The 21,691-nt window shown below is 28.7% G+C and carries 18 protein-coding genes; 12 read left to right on the top strand and 6 right to left on the bottom strand.

Features of this window, described 5'->3' with window-relative positions; all coding sequences use genetic code 11:
• Positions 1-126: 126 nt before the first annotated feature.
• The 6 genes from BUB83_RS05675 (at position 127) to BUB83_RS05650 (ending at position 5,572) form a co-directional block, all read left to right on the top strand.
• Positions 127-1,710, top strand: a complete 1,584-nt coding sequence (locus BUB83_RS05675) for an ATP-binding protein (RefSeq protein WP_073337481.1) — start codon at positions 127-129, stop codon at positions 1,708-1,710.
• Entirely contained in the window at positions 1,700-2,401 is a 702-nt protein-coding gene (locus BUB83_RS05670; protein ID WP_073337480.1) for a response regulator, read from the top strand. Before BUB83_RS05675 ends, BUB83_RS05670 begins: the two co-directional genes overlap by 11 nt.
• A 163-nt stretch (positions 2,402-2,564) precedes the next feature.
• Positions 2,565-2,981 carry a potassium channel family protein gene (locus tag BUB83_RS05665; RefSeq protein ID WP_073337479.1) on the top strand — a complete coding sequence of 139 codons (417 nt, stop codon included), beginning with the start codon at positions 2,565-2,567 and terminating at the stop codon, positions 2,979-2,981.
• Positions 2,981-3,415 carry a potassium channel family protein gene (locus tag BUB83_RS05660; RefSeq protein WP_073337478.1) on the top strand — a complete coding sequence of 145 codons (435 nt, stop codon included), beginning with the start codon at positions 2,981-2,983 and terminating at the stop codon, positions 3,413-3,415. The genes BUB83_RS05665 and BUB83_RS05660 overlap by 1 nt, the downstream gene beginning before the upstream one ends.
• A 148-nt stretch (positions 3,416-3,563) precedes the next feature.
• Positions 3,564-5,090, top strand: a complete 1,527-nt coding sequence (locus BUB83_RS05655; RefSeq protein ID WP_073337477.1) for a TrkH family potassium uptake protein — start codon at positions 3,564-3,566, stop codon at positions 5,088-5,090.
• Entirely contained in the window at positions 5,069-5,572 is a 504-nt protein-coding gene (locus BUB83_RS05650) for a hypothetical protein (protein ID WP_073337476.1), read from the top strand. Before BUB83_RS05655 ends, BUB83_RS05650 begins: the two co-directional genes overlap by 22 nt.
• Here BUB83_RS05650 and BUB83_RS05645 read toward each other — a convergent pair.
• Both BUB83_RS05645 and BUB83_RS05640 read right to left on the bottom strand, forming a co-directional pair.
• The gene (locus BUB83_RS05645) at positions 5,569-6,153 is read right to left on the bottom strand and encodes an SPASM domain-containing protein (RefSeq protein ID WP_073337475.1); all 585 of its coding nucleotides are present in this window, start codon (positions 6,151-6,153) and stop codon (positions 5,569-5,571) included. The two genes, BUB83_RS05650 and BUB83_RS05645, sit on opposite strands and share 4 nt — an antisense overlap.
• 126 nt (positions 6,154-6,279) lie before the next feature.
• The gene (locus BUB83_RS05640) at positions 6,280-7,392 is read right to left on the bottom strand and encodes an NADH:flavin oxidoreductase (RefSeq protein ID WP_073337474.1); all 1,113 of its coding nucleotides are present in this window, start codon (positions 7,390-7,392) and stop codon (positions 6,280-6,282) included.
• Positions 7,393-7,923: 531 nt separating this feature from the next.
• Here BUB83_RS05640 and BUB83_RS05635 point away from each other — a divergent pair.
• The 4 genes from BUB83_RS05635 (at position 7,924) to BUB83_RS05620 (ending at position 13,130) form a co-directional block, all read left to right on the top strand.
• Positions 7,924-9,549, top strand: a complete 1,626-nt coding sequence (locus tag BUB83_RS05635; RefSeq protein ID WP_073337473.1) for a methyltransferase domain-containing protein — start codon at positions 7,924-7,926, stop codon at positions 9,547-9,549.
• Positions 9,550-9,661: 112 nt separating this feature from the next.
• On the top strand, positions 9,662-10,333 hold the full coding sequence (locus tag BUB83_RS05630; RefSeq protein WP_073337472.1) for a response regulator transcription factor: 672 nt from the start codon (positions 9,662-9,664) through the stop codon (positions 10,331-10,333).
• Positions 10,314-11,744 (top strand): sensor histidine kinase, encoded by a 1,431-nt coding sequence (locus tag BUB83_RS05625; protein WP_073337471.1) that lies wholly within the window; start codon positions 10,314-10,316, stop codon positions 11,742-11,744. Before BUB83_RS05630 ends, BUB83_RS05625 begins: the two co-directional genes overlap by 20 nt.
• Positions 11,745-11,894: 150 nt before the next feature.
• Positions 11,895-13,130, top strand: a complete 1,236-nt coding sequence (locus tag BUB83_RS05620; protein WP_073337470.1) for an MFS transporter — start codon at positions 11,895-11,897, stop codon at positions 13,128-13,130.
• A 73-nt stretch (positions 13,131-13,203) separates the two neighbouring features.
• Here the strand turns inward: BUB83_RS05620 and BUB83_RS05615 are convergent, their stop codons facing one another.
• A complete protein-coding gene (locus tag BUB83_RS05615) occupies positions 13,204-14,076 on the bottom strand; it encodes a radical SAM/SPASM domain-containing protein (protein ID WP_073337469.1) in 873 nt (290 codons plus the stop codon).
• A 323-nt stretch (positions 14,077-14,399) separates the two neighbouring features.
• Here BUB83_RS05615 and BUB83_RS05610 point away from each other — a divergent pair, with 323 nt between their 5' ends.
• Together BUB83_RS05610 and BUB83_RS05605 are read left to right on the top strand one after the other, a co-directional pair.
• On the top strand, positions 14,400-15,056 hold the full coding sequence (locus tag BUB83_RS05610) for a pentapeptide repeat-containing protein (RefSeq protein ID WP_073337468.1): 657 nt from the start codon (positions 14,400-14,402) through the stop codon (positions 15,054-15,056).
• Between the two features lie 186 nt (positions 15,057-15,242).
• Positions 15,243-17,249, top strand: a complete 2,007-nt coding sequence (locus BUB83_RS05605; RefSeq protein WP_073337467.1) for an MASE3 domain-containing sensor histidine kinase — start codon at positions 15,243-15,245, stop codon at positions 17,247-17,249.
• Between the two features lie 105 nt (positions 17,250-17,354).
• On the opposite strand, the gene hypB is transcribed toward BUB83_RS05605, so the two are convergent.
• From hypB to BUB83_RS05590, 3 genes are all read right to left on the bottom strand, one after another.
• Entirely contained in the window at positions 17,355-18,026 is a 672-nt protein-coding gene (hypB, locus tag BUB83_RS05600) for a hydrogenase nickel incorporation protein HypB (protein ID WP_073337466.1), read from the bottom strand.
• A gap of 115 nt (positions 18,027-18,141) precedes the next feature.
• Positions 18,142-20,826 carry an FAD-dependent oxidoreductase gene (locus tag BUB83_RS05595; RefSeq protein WP_073337465.1) on the bottom strand — a complete coding sequence of 895 codons (2,685 nt, stop codon included), beginning with the start codon at positions 20,824-20,826 and terminating at the stop codon, positions 18,142-18,144.
• A gap of 451 nt (positions 20,827-21,277) precedes the next feature.
• Positions 21,278-21,667: a hypothetical protein gene (locus BUB83_RS05590; RefSeq protein ID WP_073337464.1), complete on the bottom strand. Its 390-nt coding sequence runs from the start codon at positions 21,665-21,667 to the stop codon at positions 21,278-21,280.
• Positions 21,668-21,691 lie beyond the last annotated feature (24 nt).

Genomic DNA, 21,691 nt, shown 5'->3' with positions numbered 1-21,691 from the left:
ACAATATAGTAAACATTTTCAATGAAAATAGTAATTCAAATTTCTTTTTAGCAAATCTTAACACTTTCTTTATATATTTTATGATATGATTTATGATATAATTTTCTATCGAAGAAGGTGAACTTAATGTCTTTAATTGATTTAATTAAGAAACTTCACAAAAAAAAAATTACTTCATTTAATCTAGAATCATTAAAATTTAACTTAGTTAAATTTATAGCTATTATGTTTGGGGCTACTCTTTTAGCTTTTATGTTTAAATATATAAACATTAGCGAATCAAATATTATAATTTCTTTTATACTAGCGGTTCAACTTATAGCTAAAAATACTGATGGTTACTTATACGGAATTTTGGCTTCTATAACAGGAGTTTTAACATTTAACTTTTTCTTTGTTGAACCCTACTATAAATTTATTTCTTATAGTCCTTATTATGCTGCAACTTTTATTATTATGCTATCTGCTGCTATTCTTACAAGTACATTAACTGCTAAGGTAAAACAAGAAGCACTTTTATCTAATCAACGTGAAAAAAGAACCGAAATACTTTATCAAATCAACAAAAGTCTTTTAATGGTTCGAGGATTAAATGAATTAGTTGAAGTTTGCACTAAAGATTTTGCAAACCTTTTCAATCGTTCGGTAATAATTTCTATTGTAAATTCTTCTAACTGCTTAGAACCACCTTATATTCATAGATTTAATAATGATTTAAACGCTAATTTTTTTGATTTATCTTTGGAAAGAACAATAATAAATGATACGCTTAATTCTGAAAAACCTACCGGTGTTGGAACCCATATTCATAGTGATATCGATGCTTATTATATTCCTATTAAAGGACAAAATGGTAATATTGGAGTTTTAGGTGTTTCTTGTTTTGAAAATAATTATCTTTCCGATGAACAAAAATATCTACTTGAGGCAGTTACAGCTCAAATTGCTTTAGCAGTAGAAAGAGAGAATCTTTGGAAAAAACAACAACTGTCCAAAATGGAGGTAGAACGAGAAAGGCTTAGAAGTAATCTCCTTCGTGGAATATCCCATGATTTACGCACTCCTCTTACTGGAATACTGGGTGCCACTTCCACAATTTCAGAAAACTATGATATACTTCATACCGATATAAAAAAAAGTCTATTAAAAGATATTTATGAAGAAACAAGTTGGCTCATTCATTCCATTGAAAATATACTTAGTTTAACAAAAATCGATGAAGGCAATCTTGATGTAAAAAAGAATATGGAGGCAGTGGAAGAAATAATTGGGTCTGCTGTATCTAGAGTTAGAAAACTATGCGGTTTCCATACTATAAAAATCAATATACCTAATGATTTAATTCTTATTCCTATAGATGGAATGCTTATTGAAAAAGTGTTTATAAATCTTTTAGATAATGCTATTAAATATACACCTCAGAATTCAACTATTATTGTTAGCGCTGAGCTTGAAATAGATAATATTATTTTTGAAGTATCAGATAACGGAACTGGCATCAATGAAGAAAGTTTGCCCCTTGTATTTAATAGATTCTATACTGGTACCTCATCAAATAAAGACATAAGACATGGAACAGGACTAGGGCTTGCCATTTGTGAATCTATTATAACTGCCCATAAAGGAAAAATTTATGCTTTTAATAATGAATTCCACGGAGCCACCTTTAGATTTATTTTACCAACAAGGAGTGATAGAAATGATAAATAAACCATTGATTTTAGTTGTAGAAGATGATAAACCTATTCGTAATTTTATATGTGTATCTTTAGATGCTCAGGGCTATAAATTTATTGAAACTTCAAATGGAAAAACTGCAATTTCTTTAGTTTCCTCACACACACCCGATGTAATAGTACTAGATTTAGGCCTTCCAGATATAGATGGCATTGAAGTTATTGAAAAAATAAGGCCAAATACTAACTCTCATATAATTGTAGTTTCTGCAAGAGGTCGTGAAAGAGAAAAAGTTGAAGCCTTAGACTTGGGCGCTGATGATTATCTTACAAAACCTTTCAGCGTTAATGAACTATTAGCCAGAATAAGGGTTGCCTTAAGGCATACTTCTCAAAGAACTAGAAATGAAATTCTTCCTTCAGAAATATTTTGCATAGGTGATTTAAAAATAAATTTTGAGAAAAGACAGGTTACAATTTCTGATGAAGATATACATCTTACTCCTATTGAATATAAGTTAATGGCACTTATGGTTGAATATGCTGGAAAAGTATTAACTCATAAATTCATATTAAATCAAATATGGGGTTCCTATTCTGGAGATGATACTCAATCTCTTCGAGTTTTCATGGCTAATATAAGAAGAAAAATCGAAAAAGATCCTGCTCAGCCAAGATATATAATGACCGAAGTAGGCGTAGGCTATCGATTAGTAGATGAATAATAAAAAAGCTGACTTAAGTGTCCAGCTTTTTTATTTTGCAAGTATACAATGAAATATTAACAAAATCTTTATACCAACAATAATTTTGTTAACACTGAATTTATGAATTTTCTGCTAACATTATTTAATACTAGTTAATAGCCAATATATGAGGAGAGATAAAATGTATATCTTAATTATAGGATGCGGAAGACTTGGCAGCAGTTTGGCAAAGGATTTGGTTAGTCAAGGTCATGATATATCAATAATTGATAAAAATGCTACAAACTTAGACAGGTTAGGAAGCGGCTTTAATGGAAGAAGAGTAAAGGGTATTGAAATAGACCAAGACTTACTTCTTGAAGCTGGTATAGATAAAGCAGATGTTTTTCTTGCTATGACACCTGACGATAATATTAATATAATGGCTAGTCAAATCGCAAAAAATATTTTCGGAGTTAAAAGGGTTATAGCTAGAGTATTCGAACCATCCAAAGAGCATATTTATATAAAGCTTGGCATTGAGACAGTAAATATAACTGAAATAGCTGCTAAAATGGTTAAAAGTAGAATAACAGACCCTATTATGGAGGTAATATAATGAAAGCTGTAATAGTTGGTGGTGGAAAAGTAGGATACTATTTATTTAAAACTTTAAATAAAAAACGGTATGATGTCGTATTAATAGAGAAGGACAAGATTATTTGCGAAAAAATTGCTGATGAAATTGATGGAAATATCATATGGGGGGATGGTTCTGATATACAAGTACTTGAAGATGCTGGTATTGATAAAGCTGAAATAGTGGCTGCAGTTACAGGTAAAGATGAAGAAAATCTTATTATTTGCCAGATTGCAAAAATAGATTTTAATATAAAAAAAACTATAGCTAGGATTAATAACCCTAAAAATATACAAGTTTTTAAAGCCCTTGGTGTAGATAAAACTGTTTGTAGCACTGAGGTGATTTCAAATCTTATAGAAGATGAATTTGAAAATGATCAATTTTCTTTTTTCAGAAAATCAAAAAAATAAATGCAAATACAGAAGTTCAAACTGGGGAGGATATTTATATGATTAAAAAGAATAAAATATTACTAGGTGTGCTTACAGAAATTGCCTTTGTTTCTGCTTTCGTAAGCTTAATTTGGATAATAAATACATTGGTTATAGGCTAAAACTTATGAAAATTTCAAATAAAGATTTTGATGATATAAGATTAATAAATTATTATACAGGGTATATAATTATAGTAATTGCTGCTTTGATGGTAATTCCAATAATTACTTCTATTTGTTTTAAAGAATGGAATTCGGTGCTTGATTTTGGAATCAGCTTAAATATATCTTTAATTATTGGACTTGCTCTTATGATTACAGGGAATGTTAAAGTTAAAAAATTTGAGTGGAAACATGGACTTATAATATCTGCTTTATCCTGGATTATACTAATGTTTATTTCTGCTATTCCATATTTTTTAAGTGGACATCTTAACTCTTTTCTCGATGCTTGCTTTGATGTTATGAGTGGTTTTACAACTACTGGCATTATTTTGACTCAAGACCTTGACCATCTTTCCTACGGACTAAACATGTGGCGTCATATTCTCACATTTATAGGGGGTCAAGGCATGGTGGTTTTAGCTTTAACTTTTCTTGTTAAGGATACTACCGGTGCTTATAAAATGTATGTGGGTGAAGGTAAAGATATTGAACTTTTACCAAATGTAAAACATACAGCAAAATTAATATGGATGATAAGTTTGGTTTATTTAATAATAGGCACCCTTGCTTTATGGATAAATGGACTTTTCATAGGACTTAAACCTGTGTCATCTTTTTTTCATGGATTATTTATTTTTATGTCAGCTTGGAGTACTGGTGGATTTTCACCCATGTCTCAAAATATGTTATACTATCACAGTTTTTCCTACGAATTATTGACAATTATTTTTTTTGTAATAGGTTCTTTTAACTTCGGACTTCACTATTCAGTGTGGCAAGGAAATAGAAAAGAGATCTTTAAGAATATTGAAATTCAAAGTTTTATAGTAACTGTAGGCATAACTACTTTTTTATTAATTATTGGCCTTAAAAAGCTAAATATTTATCCTAATTCTTTGGCTTTATTTAGAAAAGGATTTTATCTTTTGATTTCAGCTCATACTACCACAGGCTTTGGAACTCTTTATGCCCGTCAGTTTGCTTTAGAGTGGGGTGATTTCGGTATTTTTATATTAGTTATAGCTATGCTTATAGGCGGTTCTGCTTGTTCAACAGCAGGTGGCTTTAAAGGCCTTAGGGTTGGCATAGTGTTTAAAAGCATCATTTCAGATGTGAAAAAAACTTTAACTCCTGAAAGCAAGATTAAAATATACAAATATCATTATATAAAAAACCAAGTACTTGATGATACCATAGTAAAAAGTGCTGCCTTTATTATAATCTGTTATATCTCATTGTTTACTATAGGAACTGCACTTGGATGTTATTATGGTTATTCTATGGCTAGTTCCGCTTTTGAATCTGCTTCCATAACAGGAAATGTAGGTTTATCTATAGGTATATCTAATCCTTCAATGCCCTGGGTAATGAAAGTATACTATATAATTGCTATGTATCTAGGTAGGCTTGAATTTATATCTATTTTTGCATTAATTGGATTTACATTTGGAGGGTTAAAAAAATTATGTTTAGAATATATAAGATAATAATTTTATGTTTAGTTTTATTACTAAAAACATCTTCACTTTGCCTAGCAGAAGATATTACAAATTTTAATATTCTTATAGAGGATGGTAAAAACTTAGATAGCACTATGGTAACTGTAGATGGAGAAGCTATCGGGGATATTATGCAAAGAGGAAATGCTTCTTGGCTTAATGTAAGTGATGGCAGCAATGCTATTGGTGTTTGGGATGAAACTGGGATATTAAATACAGTAACTGTCCTTGGAAATTATCATGAAAAAGGAGATCTAGTTAAAGTACAAGGTGAATTTCATAGAGCATGCAGCGAACATGGCGGAGATATGGATATCCATTTAAAAAATCTTTGTATATTAGAAAAAGGATATACCTTATCTCAACCTTTAGATTCTTTAAAACTAAGATTTCTAGGATTATTAAGCTTAGTCACTTTTTTTGTTCTTGGTATTTATTACAAATCAAAAAAAGTTAGAACTTTCTTTTAATCTTTTAACTGTGAACCCAAGAAAATTGCCCATTTTTCAGAATCTTTCCCTATACCCACATCTCCATTTACTAGTATTCCTATCTGTTCTCTTAAACCATAACAGCTTCCTTTTGTGCTAATAACCTGTCTTGACATATCTGGCCACTGAAACTCATAGCTTTTGCTCAAGTAAACTTGGGATAATAGTTTGATACCTTTTCCTTTTGGAAGTTCTTCATAAAAATCCTCTGATATTTCTAAAGCTTTCTTAATGATTTCTAAAGCTTGTTGATTCTTAATTGAGTTATTGCCAACACTTTCTTCATCTTCATAATTCCATAATCTTAACTCAAATATAATGTTTGTATTATTTCTTCCTTCATTTACAATACTCATCACATTATTTAAATATATTTCAAAATCTTTATAGTCTTCCGGTTTTTCATAACTTTGAAGAGATATACTTACTTGCCTTAAAGCCTTGCTACTTAATAATAAATCCTTATGTTTTTTTAGCAAGGTTCCATTAGTAGTTAAGTTTACTTTGACTTCATACTTATAACATAAAGTTAATATTTCTTCAAAAGCCTCTATAGTCATATATTCTTGTTTTCTTTTTGTTTCAGGACAAAAACTACAATTTAAATTGCATCAATTAGTTATTTCAATATATATTCGTTTAAATTGTTTCAAAAATAAAACCTCCAACATTTATATCTACAGTTTTTATTTCAACTTGTTAAAAACAGTACAATAATTTCCTTCTGCCGTTCTACATTTTGAACATCGAACACATTTTGCGGGTTTTCTATTCCCCTCAATCCATCTTTTAATTAAATCAGGTTCTGTAAGTAAAGGTCTTGAAATGCCAAAATATTCAATATTGCTTTCATTAAAAATCTCTTCTATATTATTAATATCTTTAAATCCACCTACTGTTATTATTGGAATATTTACCATTTCACTAATAACCTTTGCATATTCTACAAAATATCCTTCTTCTTTTATTTCATATCCCTCAAATATTTCTCCAGCCATAGTATTAGCCTTGCCATGAATATTACCTGAAATTTCAAGACCATCTACACCTATTTCCTTTAATTTTTTACATATTAATTTAGTTTCTTCAAAAGTTAATCCACCTTGAAAGAATTCAGTTGCAGTAAGCTTTACCAATATAGAAAAATTATTGCCTACTTTTTCTCTCATTTTATTATATATTTCAATTAAAAATCTCATTCTGTTTTCTAAACTTCCGCCATATTCATCTGTTCTTTTGTTATAATACGGACTAAGAAATTGATTAATTAAATAAGTATGCGCTCCATGGATTTCTACTCCATCAAAACCAGACTCTTTAACTCTTTTGCCAGCTTCAGCAAAACCATTAACAATATAGTCAATTTCTTCTTTGGACATAGCCTTACCTAAAACATTTGTACTTTTTTCAGGTACTTCACTTGGAGCAAATATAATTCTTTCACCCAGGTTAAAATTAGTTTTTGTACCACCATAAGCTAATTGCATAATAATTTTTGAACCGTAACTGTGAACTAAATTTGTTAGTTTTTTGTATTCCTCAATAAATGAATCATTATAAATTCCCATCATACCAGGATTAGGTTGCTCTTCTTTAACAACATTGCCGTATCCTGTTATAATCAATCCAATCTGACCTTTTGATAGGTTTTCGTAAATATCATAAAGCTCCTTTGTCATATGCCCATCTTCAGTGGTCATATTTTCCCAAGTTGCACTTCTAACAAATCTGTTTTTAAGCTCAATATTTGCTAATTTTGTTTTATGAAACAAAGATTTATCTTGTTTATCATTATACATAAAAACACACCTTTCTAATTTGATACATATAGACATACCACTTCAACTATTAAGTTTCACAATGAGATTACTATACATAATTATATATATATATTAGTTTTGTGTCAAACTAATTTCAATAGTTATTTTAACCTAATTGTTTGTTTTATTTGTCTATTAATTTATATATAATTTTATTATAGGTATACAAGTTCAACTATTAATTTATACATGCCCCAAAACTCCCAAAAGCCGGAGCTTTTGGAACAAGTATAAATTAAGTTTCACCGTTGTATCCTATATAATCAGCCCTGCACTTATTATTTAGTATAACAAGCCTATATTTTGTGGTATAATATTACTGCAAAGTATAGCAAAAGATGTGTAGAGCAATTTTCAATAAAATTGCTTTACTTTTTTATTTTATGCTTATAAAAGCAAATAAACTTATCTTATATTCAGAAAAATTTGCTGTAATATAAGATATAATAAGCTAAACTATTATAGAAGTTCTTTATTTATGAACTACAATTAATCCTAAGAGGTGAACAAATGCTAGAAAATAATAATACAATAAATGCTTCCATTGAAAATCTTAAGAATTCAAATGATAAACAAAGAATTACAATTATCAACAAACTTTCCTTAGATTATAAGAATTCAATTCCAGTGCTTTGGTCAAAAGCATTAAGTGAAGATAATCCAAGGATAATACTCTCCGTAATAAGGGATATTATAAAAAAAGAAAAACCAAGAAACTTTTTTACAAAAACTATTGGATTTTCAAAAGAGCAACTTTCTGATTTGCTTTCCCATTCAGATGCAAAAACAAGAAAAAATGTGTGTGGAATTATTGGAGAACTAGGAGATCCCGCATATTTAGAATCTTTATACCTTGCTTATATGTCTGAAGACCAACAATTCGCAAGAGCTTCTTATGCTTCTGCTATAGGTGGCTGCGGTGGAGCTTTGGACGGAGAAAAATTAAATAAAATACTTGAAGATTTGGTATCAAAAGAAAATGATTCTGCTGGTACTAACTCCCCAATAAAAATCAATAAACATATTAATGAAGAAAAGCTTGCTCTTACAAAGGCTATAGATAAATTATCGCCTCTTGTATCCCATAAATTTAAAGGCTTTGAAAGCCCTGTTCCTATGTTGCTTACTTTAATGAACAACCAATATCATCTTGCTTTGAACGACTTAAAAGAAAAATCAATTAAAGGTCAACTTATAGAGGAAGGTATACTTATTAAAGAAAAAGATTTAGATAAAGTTTACTCTTGTAGAACCTTTTATGAGGTTTTATTTCCTTTAAATAAATGTGAGAACCTAAAATTTGATTCTAAATCCATAGCTTCTGCTATTATAAACGGACATATTGTAGAATTTTTAAATGACTGTCATGAGGTGGATTCTAATTCTTCCTTTAGATATAGAGTTGAATTTAAGACCACTGATCATATTATTGAAAAATCAGAGTTTGTAAAAAACTTATCCCGTGAGTTGGATGAATTATCTAGTGGTACTTTGAAAAACAGTACTTCTTCCTATGAAGTTGAAATAAGAATAATTGAAAAAAATAATCTTTGTAATGTGTTTTTAAAATTATATACTTTTAAAGATACTAGATTTGATTATAGAGAGAATGCTCTACCTACTTCTATAAATCCTATATCTGCGGCTATTGTTCTAAAATCTATAGAAAAGTGGGTAAAACCTAATTCTTCAGTTATAGACCCATTTTGTGGTGCTGGAACAATGCTTATTGAAAGAGCTAAACTATTAGAATATCACTCTTTAACAGGAGTTGATATATATAAAACAGCTATATCTAATGCTACAGCTAATGCAGCTTTAGCTAGTGTGAATATTGAGCTAGTAAATAAAGATATATTAAGTTATGATTCCTTAGAATATTTTGATGAGCTTATAACAAATATGCCTTTTGATAATAAGTCAGCAGACCATAATAAATATGCTCAATTATATAGTGATTTTATCAAGGAAATCCCTTATTTTGTGAAACCAGGTGGAATGGCTTTTATTCACACCATAGAAAAGAAATTATTTAAGGAACTTTTAATTGATAATGAAGAACTTGAATTAATTGAAGAAATTAAACTTGAAGCTGGAAGACTTATCCCTCATGTATTTGTGCTGCTAGTTAAGTAAAGAAGTATAGTTATATTCATATGAGTTATGAGTTATCTTATTTTTATCTACTATAAAGTGCAATAATATTTTTATAAAAAATAAAATTCGAAATAAAAACTGAGGTGTTTATATGAAAATTATTATTATAGATGATGAAGAAAAAATAAGAAGAATACTAGGAGATTATTTAAAAAATGAAGGATTTGAGATAATAGAAGGCAAAGATGGTATGGATGGATTGGAGAAAATCATGACACATAATGATATTGACCTTATACTACTTGATATTCGTATGCCAGGTATGGATGGATTTGAAACTATTAAGGAAATTAGAAAAGTAAGTCCCTCTCCAGTTATTTTTCTAACTGCATTAAATCAAACTCATGATGAAGTTAAAGGGTTGCAACTAGGAGCAGATGACTACATATCTAAACCCTTCACTTATGAAATATTAGTAGCAAGAGTACATGCTTGCTTACGTAGATTTCAGAAATCAAAACCTAAAATCCTTGAAATTTATGATTTAAAAATAGATTTTACTAATCGTGAAGTTATAAGTAACAAAGAAACTTTAAACTTAACCCAAAAGGAATTCGAAATGCTAGACTTTCTTATTTATAATAAAAATATACCCATAAAAAGAGATGTAATTCTTGATAGAATTTGGGGATATGATTATTATGGTGATCCAAGAACAGTAGATACTCATATAAAAACTTTAAGAGCAAAACTTGGTAAGTACAGTGATATTATTAAAACCGTTAGAGGAGTTGGTTATAAACTTGAAATTCCTGAAAACTAAATCTATTAGAAAAAAACTATTATTAATTTATTCTGGAATATTTCTATTGATGTTAGCTCTGATAATGCTTATAAATTTTTTTTTCATGGATGATTTTTTTCTATTTTATAATAAGTACACTATCATAAAAATCAGTAAAGAGTATTCTAATAATCAAATATATAATAAAACCCATAACGCCATTAAAGATTTAGAAATTAGAACTGGAGGCTCCGCACTTATTTTTACTCCAGATAATAAACTGATTTTCGGTCGAGTGTCAAAAGATAATAGTAAGTATATTACGCCTGAAGAACTAGAAATTATAAAAGATAAAGCCAGTTCTAATATTAAAGATGGATATTTTTTTGTTTCTCATGAGGAAACTTTTTTAGAGCAGAAAATTATATATGGTTATATTCTTAATAATGGTGATCTTTTAATCATCAATAAACCCATGGGGATTTTTCGTGAAGTTCAACAAGTATTTTTACTTTTCTTAACTATTATAACTTTAGTTATTTATATACTCGCTTTTATAATTATTATTTTTATGGCAAGCCTAATTTCTCGCCCTATTGTAACATTAAAGGATGCTGCTGAAAAAATTGCTTCTCTTGATTTTACTGGTGCCTTAAAAGAAGAAGGCGATGATGAAATTGGAGAATTATATGTAAGTGTTAATAAAATGTCTAAAGAACTTTCTAATAATATAAATGCATTAAATGAAAGCAACTCTAAGCTTGAAAAAGAATTATCTAGAGAAAAAAATCTTGAAAATATGCGCCGTAGATTTGTTTCTGATGTATCTCACGAACTGAAAAATCCTATTAGCGTAATTCTTGGTTATGCAGATGGATTGCAGCGAGGCCTCCCAAAAACCAAAGAAGATATAAATTATTATGTTCAAGTTATTCTTGATGAAGGTATAAGAATGAATGGACTCATTAAAGATTTACTGGACTTATCAAGCTATGAATCTGGCTCCTTTACTCTTGTAAAGGAAGATATACTTCTCAACGAATTACTTGAAACCTGTATTAACAAATTTGAGTATTTAAGTGATGAAAAATTTATAAAAGTTGATGTTTATGCTGAAGAAAATTGTTTAATACAAGGTGATTCTTTACGTATAGGACAGGTTATTATTAATTTATTAAGTAATGCCTTTAAGTATGTGGATGAAAAAGGTAACATTGTTATTAATTTAAAAAGAACTTCAAATAAAGTAACATTAACTATCTGCAATACTGGATTACTAATACCTGAAACTGAACTAGAAAACATTTGGAATAGCTTTTATCAAGTTGATACAGTAAAAGATGGAAATGGTTTAGGCTTATCTATTGTTAAAAGTATTGTAACACTTCATAATGGGCAAATAAAAGCTTATGTAGAAAGTAATATGAATTGCTTCCAAGTAATTTTCTAATTAAAAATAAAATTAATGTAATACCCCTCTGAATTATAGAGGGGTTATTTTTAATGTTAAGACTTCATTAAGTTTCAAGAATATTATTTTTATATTGTATAAATATGGTATGATATTTTTATCGGTTAAATTTGGAATGGAGGTTTTCTAATGACTAAAAAAGAAAGAAGTTGGGTTTTATATGATTGGGCTAATTCTGCTTTTTCAATGACAGTTTTAAGTGTAATCTTACCAATTTTCTATAAAGATGTAGTAGCCAAAGAACTACCAAGTCACTTATCCACAGCCTATTGGGGTTATGGTAATTCTATAGCTACCTTGCTTGTAGCTATTTTAGCTCCTATTTTAGGAACAATTGCTGCTTACAAAGGCTATAAAAAGAAACTTTTTACATTTTTTTTATTTTTAGGGCTTATATTTACATCACTATTTTTTATAGTTAATGAAGGAAATTGGCTTTTATGTATAATAATTTATATTTTCGCAATCTTAGGTTTTTCAGGTTCAAATATTTTCTATGATTCTTTTTTAGTTGATGTTACAACTGAAGATAGGATGGATTGGATTTCCTCTGCTGGTTTTGGTTATGGTTATATAGGTAGCACTATTCCTTTTATAATAAGTATTATATTTATTATGAAACCTGATCTAATAGGCATTACCACTCTACAAGCAACAAAACTTTCTTTTCTTATTACTTCAGTTTGGTGGTTTATTTTCTCACTACCAATGTTAAAAGATGTTGAGCAAACCCAATTTATAGAACCCGAGAAAAATGCAATCAAAAAAAGTTTTATTAGATTATATGATACTTTTAAGAACATTACTCAATATAAATCTATATTCTTATTTTTAATAGCCTATTTCTTTTATATTGATGGCGTTTCCACAATAATTAAAATGGCCACAATATTTGGAAGAGATATAGGTGTTAGCTCTAATGATTTAATGATTATTCTATTAGCTATTCAATTTATTGCTTTTCCTTTTGCCCTTTTATTTGGAAAACTAGCTAAAAAATACTCAGCTAGAAAGATGATTTTGGTTGGTATCGGTGTTTATAGCTTTATTGCAATTTATGCTTATTTTATGCATACAACTATTCAATTCTGGATTTTAGGCTTTTTAGTGGCTACTTCCCAAGGTGGTATACAAGCTTTAAGTAGATCTTACTTCGGTAAAATAATACCCAAAGATAAAGCCAGTGAATTTTTTGGATTCTATAATATCTTTGGAAAATTTGCTTCTATATTAGGACCATTATTAGTAGCTTTTGTTACTCAAGTCACAGGCAATTCTAGACTTGGCGTTTCTAGCATAATTATATTATTTCTTATTGGAGGCTTTTTATTTATGAAAGTTCCAGAACATATTGAAACTATTTAATTTAAACATATAAAGTAAATAGTTCGTTATATAGTAAAAGCCTGAAAATAATTTTCAGGCTTTTAAATTTATATTAGAATCTCTGTCTATATCCACATCTCATACATAATGGTTCAACCAATTTTTTTGTTTCAAATCCATCTACAATAGCCTTTGCTCTACAAGAATTGATAATCTCTTCAAAACTACAATTAAATAGATTACCCAAAACAATATCTCCATCTGAATCTAAACAACAAGGTACTACATCCCCATTGACTAAAATTCCAATTTGTTGTCTTAATCCATAACAACTTCCTTTTGTACTAATGATTTCTCTTGATAAATTGGGCCATTGAAATTCATAACTTTTGCTTAAATATACTTGCGGTAAAAGTTTTATTCCTTTTCCTTTTGGAAGTTGTTCATACACTCCATCTTTTAATTCCAATGATTCTTTAATATGTTCTAAAGATTTTTTATTTTTATTAAAATTATTTATAACACTTTCTTCATCTTCATAATTCCAAAGTCTCAATTCAAAAATAATATTTGTTTTTTCCCTTCCTTTATTTACAAAGGATATTATGCTTTTTAAATATGTTTCAAAGGCTTCATAATCCTTTAAATTTTCATAACTTTGAAGAGACATACTAACTTGTCTTATGGCTTTACTACTCAATAATAAACCCATATGTTTCATGATCATTGTGCCATTAGTAGTCAAGTTCACCTTTACTTTATATTTATAACATAAGTCTAATATTTCTTTAAACTGGGGATGTAATAAAGGTTCTCCTTTTAAATGCAAAAATACATATTGCCCATACCCTTGGATTTTTTTAAGTACTTCCTCAAACTTATCTACAGTCATATATTCTAATTTTCTTTTTGTTTCAGGACAAAAACTGCATTTCAAATTACAATAATTGGTGATTTCTATATATATTCGTTTAAATTGTTTCATATAATCTCCTTTACTTATAATCTTAATTCTAAATTTACTATTCTATTTATATTATTATATCAGATATATGATGTATAATCTAATAAATAGATTGCCGAACCCTTGTAAGTGTGTTATTCTATAGGAATACCACTGTGAAACTTAATTTATACTTGTTCCAAAAACTAGACGTTTCAACTAGTTTTGGACACGTATAAATTAATAGTTGAACTGGTATACCTATATTATGTAGACTACTATATCCTTTTAATAAATTCTAGTACTAGGATATAAACTAACCGGATAGTAAACTAAAATAAACTATCTTTTAAATGGAGGAAAAAATGGCTATAAGTAAAAGATTAAATGACCAAATTAACTATAGTAATAGAAAAAAATCAGGTTCTGATTTCCAGAACAAAGATTTAAGAAGAAGTAATTGTTTTAGCAGTGATTTTTCAAATTCTAACTTCAATCATGCAAGTTTTAGAGGTGCTCAATTTAAATCATGTAATTTTTCTGAATGTTCTTTTGAATCTACCGAATTTATTGCAACTAACCTTAAAAATAGTAGGTTTAAAAAAAGCAAATTTGAAAATACTATCTTCCATTCTGCAAAAATAGAAGGAGTTGATTTCGAAGAAGCTGAATTTAAAAATGTTATATTTGTATCTACGGATATAAGTAAAGCAGTAAATTTAGATTTATCAAATGAAGAAATTAAAGTATTCGATAAAATGCCTGAATTAGAAATCAGCGAAGATCTTAAAATTGCAGTTAAAACAGCTATGAAAAATGAGTATATTAAATTTGCAAGAGTATTGGATACAAAAGATGGTGCTATTAGTTCTATTAGTATGATGATATTATTAGAAACCTTTGATGAGGAAACTTTAATCAAAGGGCTAGATCTTTTAAAACGTAAGATTGACAAGAATTTTGGTACTTTAAGTTATTTAATTGAAGAATTGAAACTTTATAAAAATGATGGCTTAATTTAAAGAAATTATATCATTAAACTCATATATAGTATCTAAGCTATAAAAGTTGACTTTTATAGCTTATTTTATATTATATAGACAATTAGCCAAATACAATTTTTTCATTTACCTTACATATAATTTTAATGATATAATGTAGGTATCCCAATTCAACTATTTAAATATTAACATTTGAAGGAGATACTAATGAAGAAAGTTATTCCAAAAAATAGCCTAATAAAAAAACAAGAACTTAGTTTTATTTTAGTAACACTTATAATATTTTGGTTTATAAGCCAATATAATTTTATATTATTTCATACTTCTCTTGAAATACTAGTTATGGTATCTAGCATTAGTTTAATGTTTATCGCTATTGGAACCTGGAATATTTCTAAAAATAAAATGTTTAGTTATATAGGAATATTATATGGTTTTATAGGTATCCTTAATTTTAGTGATATTGTATCTTACGCAGGTATTGTAACCTATTCAGATGCTATAAATAAAGCTTATCAAACATGGGCTTTTGCATCATCTTATCAAAGTATATCTTTATGTATTGCTGTTTATTTTATCAATTCCAACATTAAATTAAATAAATTGATTTATATTAATTTTTCTATAATTATAATAGGGATGGCTTCTATTTATTTAATACCTATTTTCCCTACATCTTATACTGCTGAAACAGGAATAACACTATTCAAATATATAGATGAAGCAATAGTTATTGGTGTTTATATTTTATCCATTTATCTTTATAAAAAGAATAGTAATGAATTCCCTTTAAATACTTGCAATTTAGTAATAGTATCTGTAATTTTAACAATAATATCAGAATTGTGTTTTATTTTTAGCACTTCTTTATTTGATTCAATGAATTTTTTAGCTCATATAAGTAAAGGAATTTCATTCTATCTATTATATAAAGGTTTATTTCTAGTTATAATTATTGACCCCTATGAAACAATATTCAATAAGTTAAATAAAAAAGCAGAAGATTTAAAAAAAGCAAATATAATAATAGCTAAGGAAGCTAAAAAATACAGTGAAATTTTAGATTTTTTGCCTACTGGCATAGTAAAAAAAGAGAATAATAAAATTGTTTATGCAAATAAAATAGCTAAAGAAATATTTAATATTCATGGAGACATTCAACTCTTAGAAGAGTATTTTAGTTTTGCAAATTTTGATGAAATAAAATTAAACATTGGTTCTGTAAGTAACCAAACTGAAAAATATTTCACGAACACCAAAGAAAATATTTTTTGGGTAGACAATAAGAAAGTAATTACTGAAATATCTACCTTATCTATTAATGAAGAAAATACAAACTCAATTTTCTTAGTAATTAAGGATATTGGATATAAGGAAAAAGCACAAGAAATGCTTAAAATACTAAAAGAAAAAGAAAAATCCGAAAAATTAAAAGATGAATTTTTTGCAAATATATCTCATGAATTGAAAACTCCTATTACTGTTATTCATTCTGCCATTCAAACCGAAAAAATATTTTTACAGAATAAAGATATTGAATCACTTAAAAAATACAATGGCATAATCAAACAAAATTGCAATAGATTAATAAGAATAATAAATAACATTATAGATTCTACCAAAATTGAATCAGGTTTCATGAACCCCATCCTTAAAGTAAATAACATAGTTGAATTAATAGAAAATATAACTCAATCAATAGTACATTATGTAAAATCCAAAGAAATGGAAGTTGTATTCGATACCTGTGAAGAGGAAATTTACATTTTATGTGACCCAGATTATATAGAAAGAATTATTCTAAATTTATTATCTAATGCAATTAAGTATAGCCAGAAAGGTTCTACAATTCAAGTTATAATAAATAAAGATGACCTTGGACAAGTATTAATTATGGTTAAAGATAATGGAATTGGTATTTCCCCTGATAATATTGATTCAATATTTGATAGATTTGAAAAAGTAGATAAAAAAATGAATAGAGAAAATGAAGGTAGCGGTATAGGCCTTTTTATTACCAAATCATTGGTAGAAATTCAAAAGGGTACTATATTGGTAGAAAGTGAATTAACAAAAGGCAGTAATTTTTTTATAAAATTTCCTGTTTTAGATGACTATGATGAAAGCTGTATTTCTACAGAAACTTCTACTCATATACAGGATAATAATATAGTTGAAAAAATAAATATAGAATTTTCCGATATATATTTTTAGTGACTTTAGCATTGGTTTTGAGAACCAAGAAAACAAAAACCACTTTTGGTTATTTTCACAACCAAAAGTGGTTTTTAATGTTATGGTTTCTAGGTGATACTTATACTATTCTTGATTCCAAGCTTTCACTTCAGTACGTATCCACTCTGCCCATTCTTCTATGCCTTCACCATTTCTAGCAGAGATTGGGATAACCTTTATATTTGGATTTAATTTTAATACACGCTCTTTAACTGCCTCTAAATCAAAGTCAAAATAGTCTATTGCATCAATTTTATTTATTAATAAAACATCTACAATGGAAAACATCAAAGGATATTTTAAAGGTTTATCATCTCCCTCTGGTACACTTAAAATCATAGCATTTTTTGATGCACCAGTATCGAACTCAGCTGGACACACCAAATTTCCTACATTCTCTAAAACAGCAAAATCAATATCTTCTGTTCCCAAACCTAATAAGCCTTGTTTAGTCATGTCTGCATCTAAATGACACATTCCCCCTGTGTGCAATTGAATTACCTTCGTGCCCGTTTTTGACACAGTATTAGCATCAACATCTGAATCAATATCTGCTTCTAAAATTCCAATTCTCATTTCATCTTTTAAAGCTTCAATTGTTCTTAAAAGAGTTGTTGTTTTACCTGAGCCAGGAGATGACATTAAATTCAATAAAAAAGTTTTTTCTTTTTTTAAATCTTCCCTAAGTAAGTCTGCTTGTCTATCGTTATCCTTGAAAACGCTTTCTTTGATTTCCATAATTCTATAAGCATCCATATATTATTTCTCCTTATTTATATATTTTTTTTCTTTACCTCTTTTTTTTCGTTAAAAACATAACAATCCTTACATATAATAATATTATATCATTAAACCAATGTTGTAGTTAAAATTAACTTTTCTTATAAATTCCTTTAAAGAAATTTTTTGCTTTCTTAACCACTATTCTTTGTTTACGTTTTATAATATATTTCATAATTGTAGGTCTCATTTCCATCAATTCCACATTAGAATTATCATATTTTCTTACTAGTGAGATGGCATCAAATTTACATTTAGTAGTACACACTCCGCATCCTACGCATTGATTTTGATCTACTACTGTAGCTCCACAGCTAAGGCAACGTTCTGTTTCTTTTTTCATTTGATCTTCTGTGAAGGTAGTACGTAAATCCATAAAAGTTTCCTTAGATTTATTTCCATCCACATGAACAGCTCTTTGTCTTGGTATACTATCATATCCGTCAAGATTTAAGTTTTCTTTATCAAAAGCATGATATTCTCTCTCACGACTTATAGTCAAATTATGACCATTAACATATCTATGGATAGAGATAGCTCCTTGCTTACCTAAAGCTATAGCATCAATGGCAAATTTAGGACCTGTCACCGCATCTCCACCTGCAAACACATCAGCTTCTCCAGTTTGGAAAGTAAGTGGTTCAGCTTTCACTGTTTTATTAGGGTTTAATTCCATTTTAGAATCTTCCAATAAACCACCCCATTCCATTGCTTGCCCTACTGAAATCAACAAATTATTTGTTTTAACAATCTTAGTTTCCTTCTCATCATATTTAGGATTAAATTTACCATTATCATCAAATACAGAGATACATTTTTTGAATTCTACCCCTACAACTCGTCCACTTTCATGAAGAATGCTTTTTGGACCCCATGAATTATTGATACCAATTTGTTCTGACAATGCTTCTTCAATTTCTTCCTGAAGGGCTGGCATTTCTTCACGGCTTTCTAAACAATACATATCCACTTGTGAAGCCCCAATTCTTACTGCAGTACGAGCAACGTCTATTGCAACATTTCCTCCTCCAATAACAATAGCTGGTCCCTCCATTTTTAAGTTTTCATTTAGATTTACATTATGTAAAAATTCTACTCCAGTAATTACGCCTTCAGCATCTTCTCCCTGTAAGCCTAGTTTTCTGCCAGCTTGAGCTCCTATAGCTACATAAAAAGCATTATACCCTTGACTTCTTAATTCTTTAAGGGTAACATCCTTACCTACCTCAATACCTATTTTAAATTCTACTCCTAATTCTTTTAAAATATCAATTTCTGCATTTACTACTTCTCTTCCCAATCTATATGATGGGATTCCCAATGTTAACATTCCACCTAAGATTTTTGCCTTTTCAAATACTGTTACTTGATATCCTTCAACTGATAAGAAATAAGCACAAGAAAGTCCTGCTGGTCCTGCTCCAATTATTGCAATTCTTTTAGCCTTCTGATCTTTCTTTTCAGGTACAAAACGGTGTTCTGCTTTTAATTCCTGATCTGCAATAAATTTTTTAATTTCATCAATAGCAATTGAATCATCTAACTCTGATCTTGTACAAACAGACTCACATTTTCTAGGACAAATACGTCCACAGATTGCTGGGAATGGATTTTCCTGTTTAATAAGTTCAAGTGCTTCTCTATATTTTCCTTGAGATGCCATCTTAATATATCCCTGCACCGCTATATGGGCTGGACATTCTGATTTACATGGACTTGTACCACCTTCTTCAACAACTTTTCTATGGCGGAAATCTGGATTCCATTTATCTGATCCCCACTCTGTATCATAAGGTACTTCTATTTCTTTCTGAACCAAAGGTGCATTTTTGGAACATAAACTTTGTCCAAGAGTTAATGCATTTACATGGCAATTTTCTACACATTCTCCGCAAGCCACACACTTATCTTTGTTTACTTGAGAAACATAGTTAGATCTAACAGAATCAGGACTTCTAAAAAGATTAGCATGTCTTAATGCAAGACATGAACATCCACAACAATTACAAATAGCATGAGTATGTCCTACTCCTTCTGTATTTGGTATTTGATGTACTAACCCATCTTTTTCAGCTTTCTCTATAATCTCAAAAGCTTCTTCCCTAGTAATTTCTCTTCCTCTTCCTGTACGAATATAAAATTCCGCTGCATCACCTAGTTGAATACACATATCTTCCTTTAAATGGCCACAACCTTCTCCCATAGACTCTCTAACAGAACGGCAAGCACAATCTGAAACTGAGAAAATATCATTTTCTTTAAGATATTTGGAAACCTCCTCATAAGAAGCTTTTCTTGATTCTCCATCAATAGCAGTTTCTATAGGTATTACCCTCATTAATCCTAGCCCTACAGGAATTTTTCCAGCGAACATACCACCCTTAATTCTTGAATATTCTTCAAAACATTCAGCAATTTCTGGATATTTCTCAACATTTTCCTTGTTTACCACCATAAATTCCATAACTCCTGGAACCCATAACTCAAGACAGAATTTATCAACTCCATCTTTTGTAGCAAAGCTAATAACACCATCATTTGCTAGTTTATATAGCATTTCTTTAACATCTTCCACAGGTTTGCCACATAAAGCCGCAATTTCTTCCGCAGTTTTATGTTTTTTAAGTTCTAAGCAAAGTGCTACTTCTGCCATTTCTTCTGTAACAACTGGTTCCAATATTCGATACTCTGGGTGTTCTGGTTTCACTTCCTTTTTTGAACCACGTTTAACCCTACTAATTTTATTAGCAAGATCTAGTACTTTTTCTTTTACCATATGTACTACCTCCCAAAATTAAGATACATAATAATTATATTTTTTATTACAATATTTCCTTTAAATATACAAATAATCCAGTATCTATATTGTTTGTCCTCATTCATTGGGTACAATACAAACGAATATTCAGTAATCGTTTGCATGTTTTCATCTATTAATAAAACAACTCTTACTAAATTTCCACGGTTCCGTTAAAAACATAACAACTGTTCTTTAATTACAAACCTATTATATCATGAATTCTACTGCAATAGAATACTTTTATTAACTATTTTTAACTATTTTCCAAAAACATAACGATGATATCGTTTAAATATTTTAAAATACAAAACTTATTATATTGTAAATGTTAAAAAAATCACAAATTTAGTAACTCAATAATATTAAATAATCAAAACAAAAGCATATTGCTTTCTCATAAGGAGAGAACAATATGCTTTTAAATATATCATTTAGATACTATATTCTTAATCTTCTTTTCTTTAAAAACTATCACTACTTTTATATTTGTATTCTCATCTAATTTTCCCTTTAAAGTAAGTGAATTATCCTCTATTTTATAATCAGATATTTTGTCAATGCTAATATGAACATAATCTAGAGTTGCCATACCTGTTTTAGGGTTGTACCTATTCATAATAATAAATGGATCTGCAAAATAAATATCAAAATACTCATAATGAGTTTGTACCAATACCTCATTATTGCTATTTAATATATTTACTTCCCCTTTACATTGGTATTCTGTTGTTTTTTCAATGGTTTCTTTTAATTGTTGAAGTTTCTTCACATCAATTTCATTTATTACTTTTATATAATCTTTAAAACTAATACTCATGATGCATTCCCCCTGTACATGATT

Source organism: Clostridium grantii DSM 8605, from assembly GCF_900129965.1.
Lineage (GTDB): Bacteria > Bacillota > Clostridia > Clostridiales > Clostridiaceae > Clostridium_AF > Clostridium_AF grantii.
The sequence above is the reverse complement of the archived record's forward strand: the minus strand, read 5'-3'. Positions and strand labels throughout refer to the sequence as shown.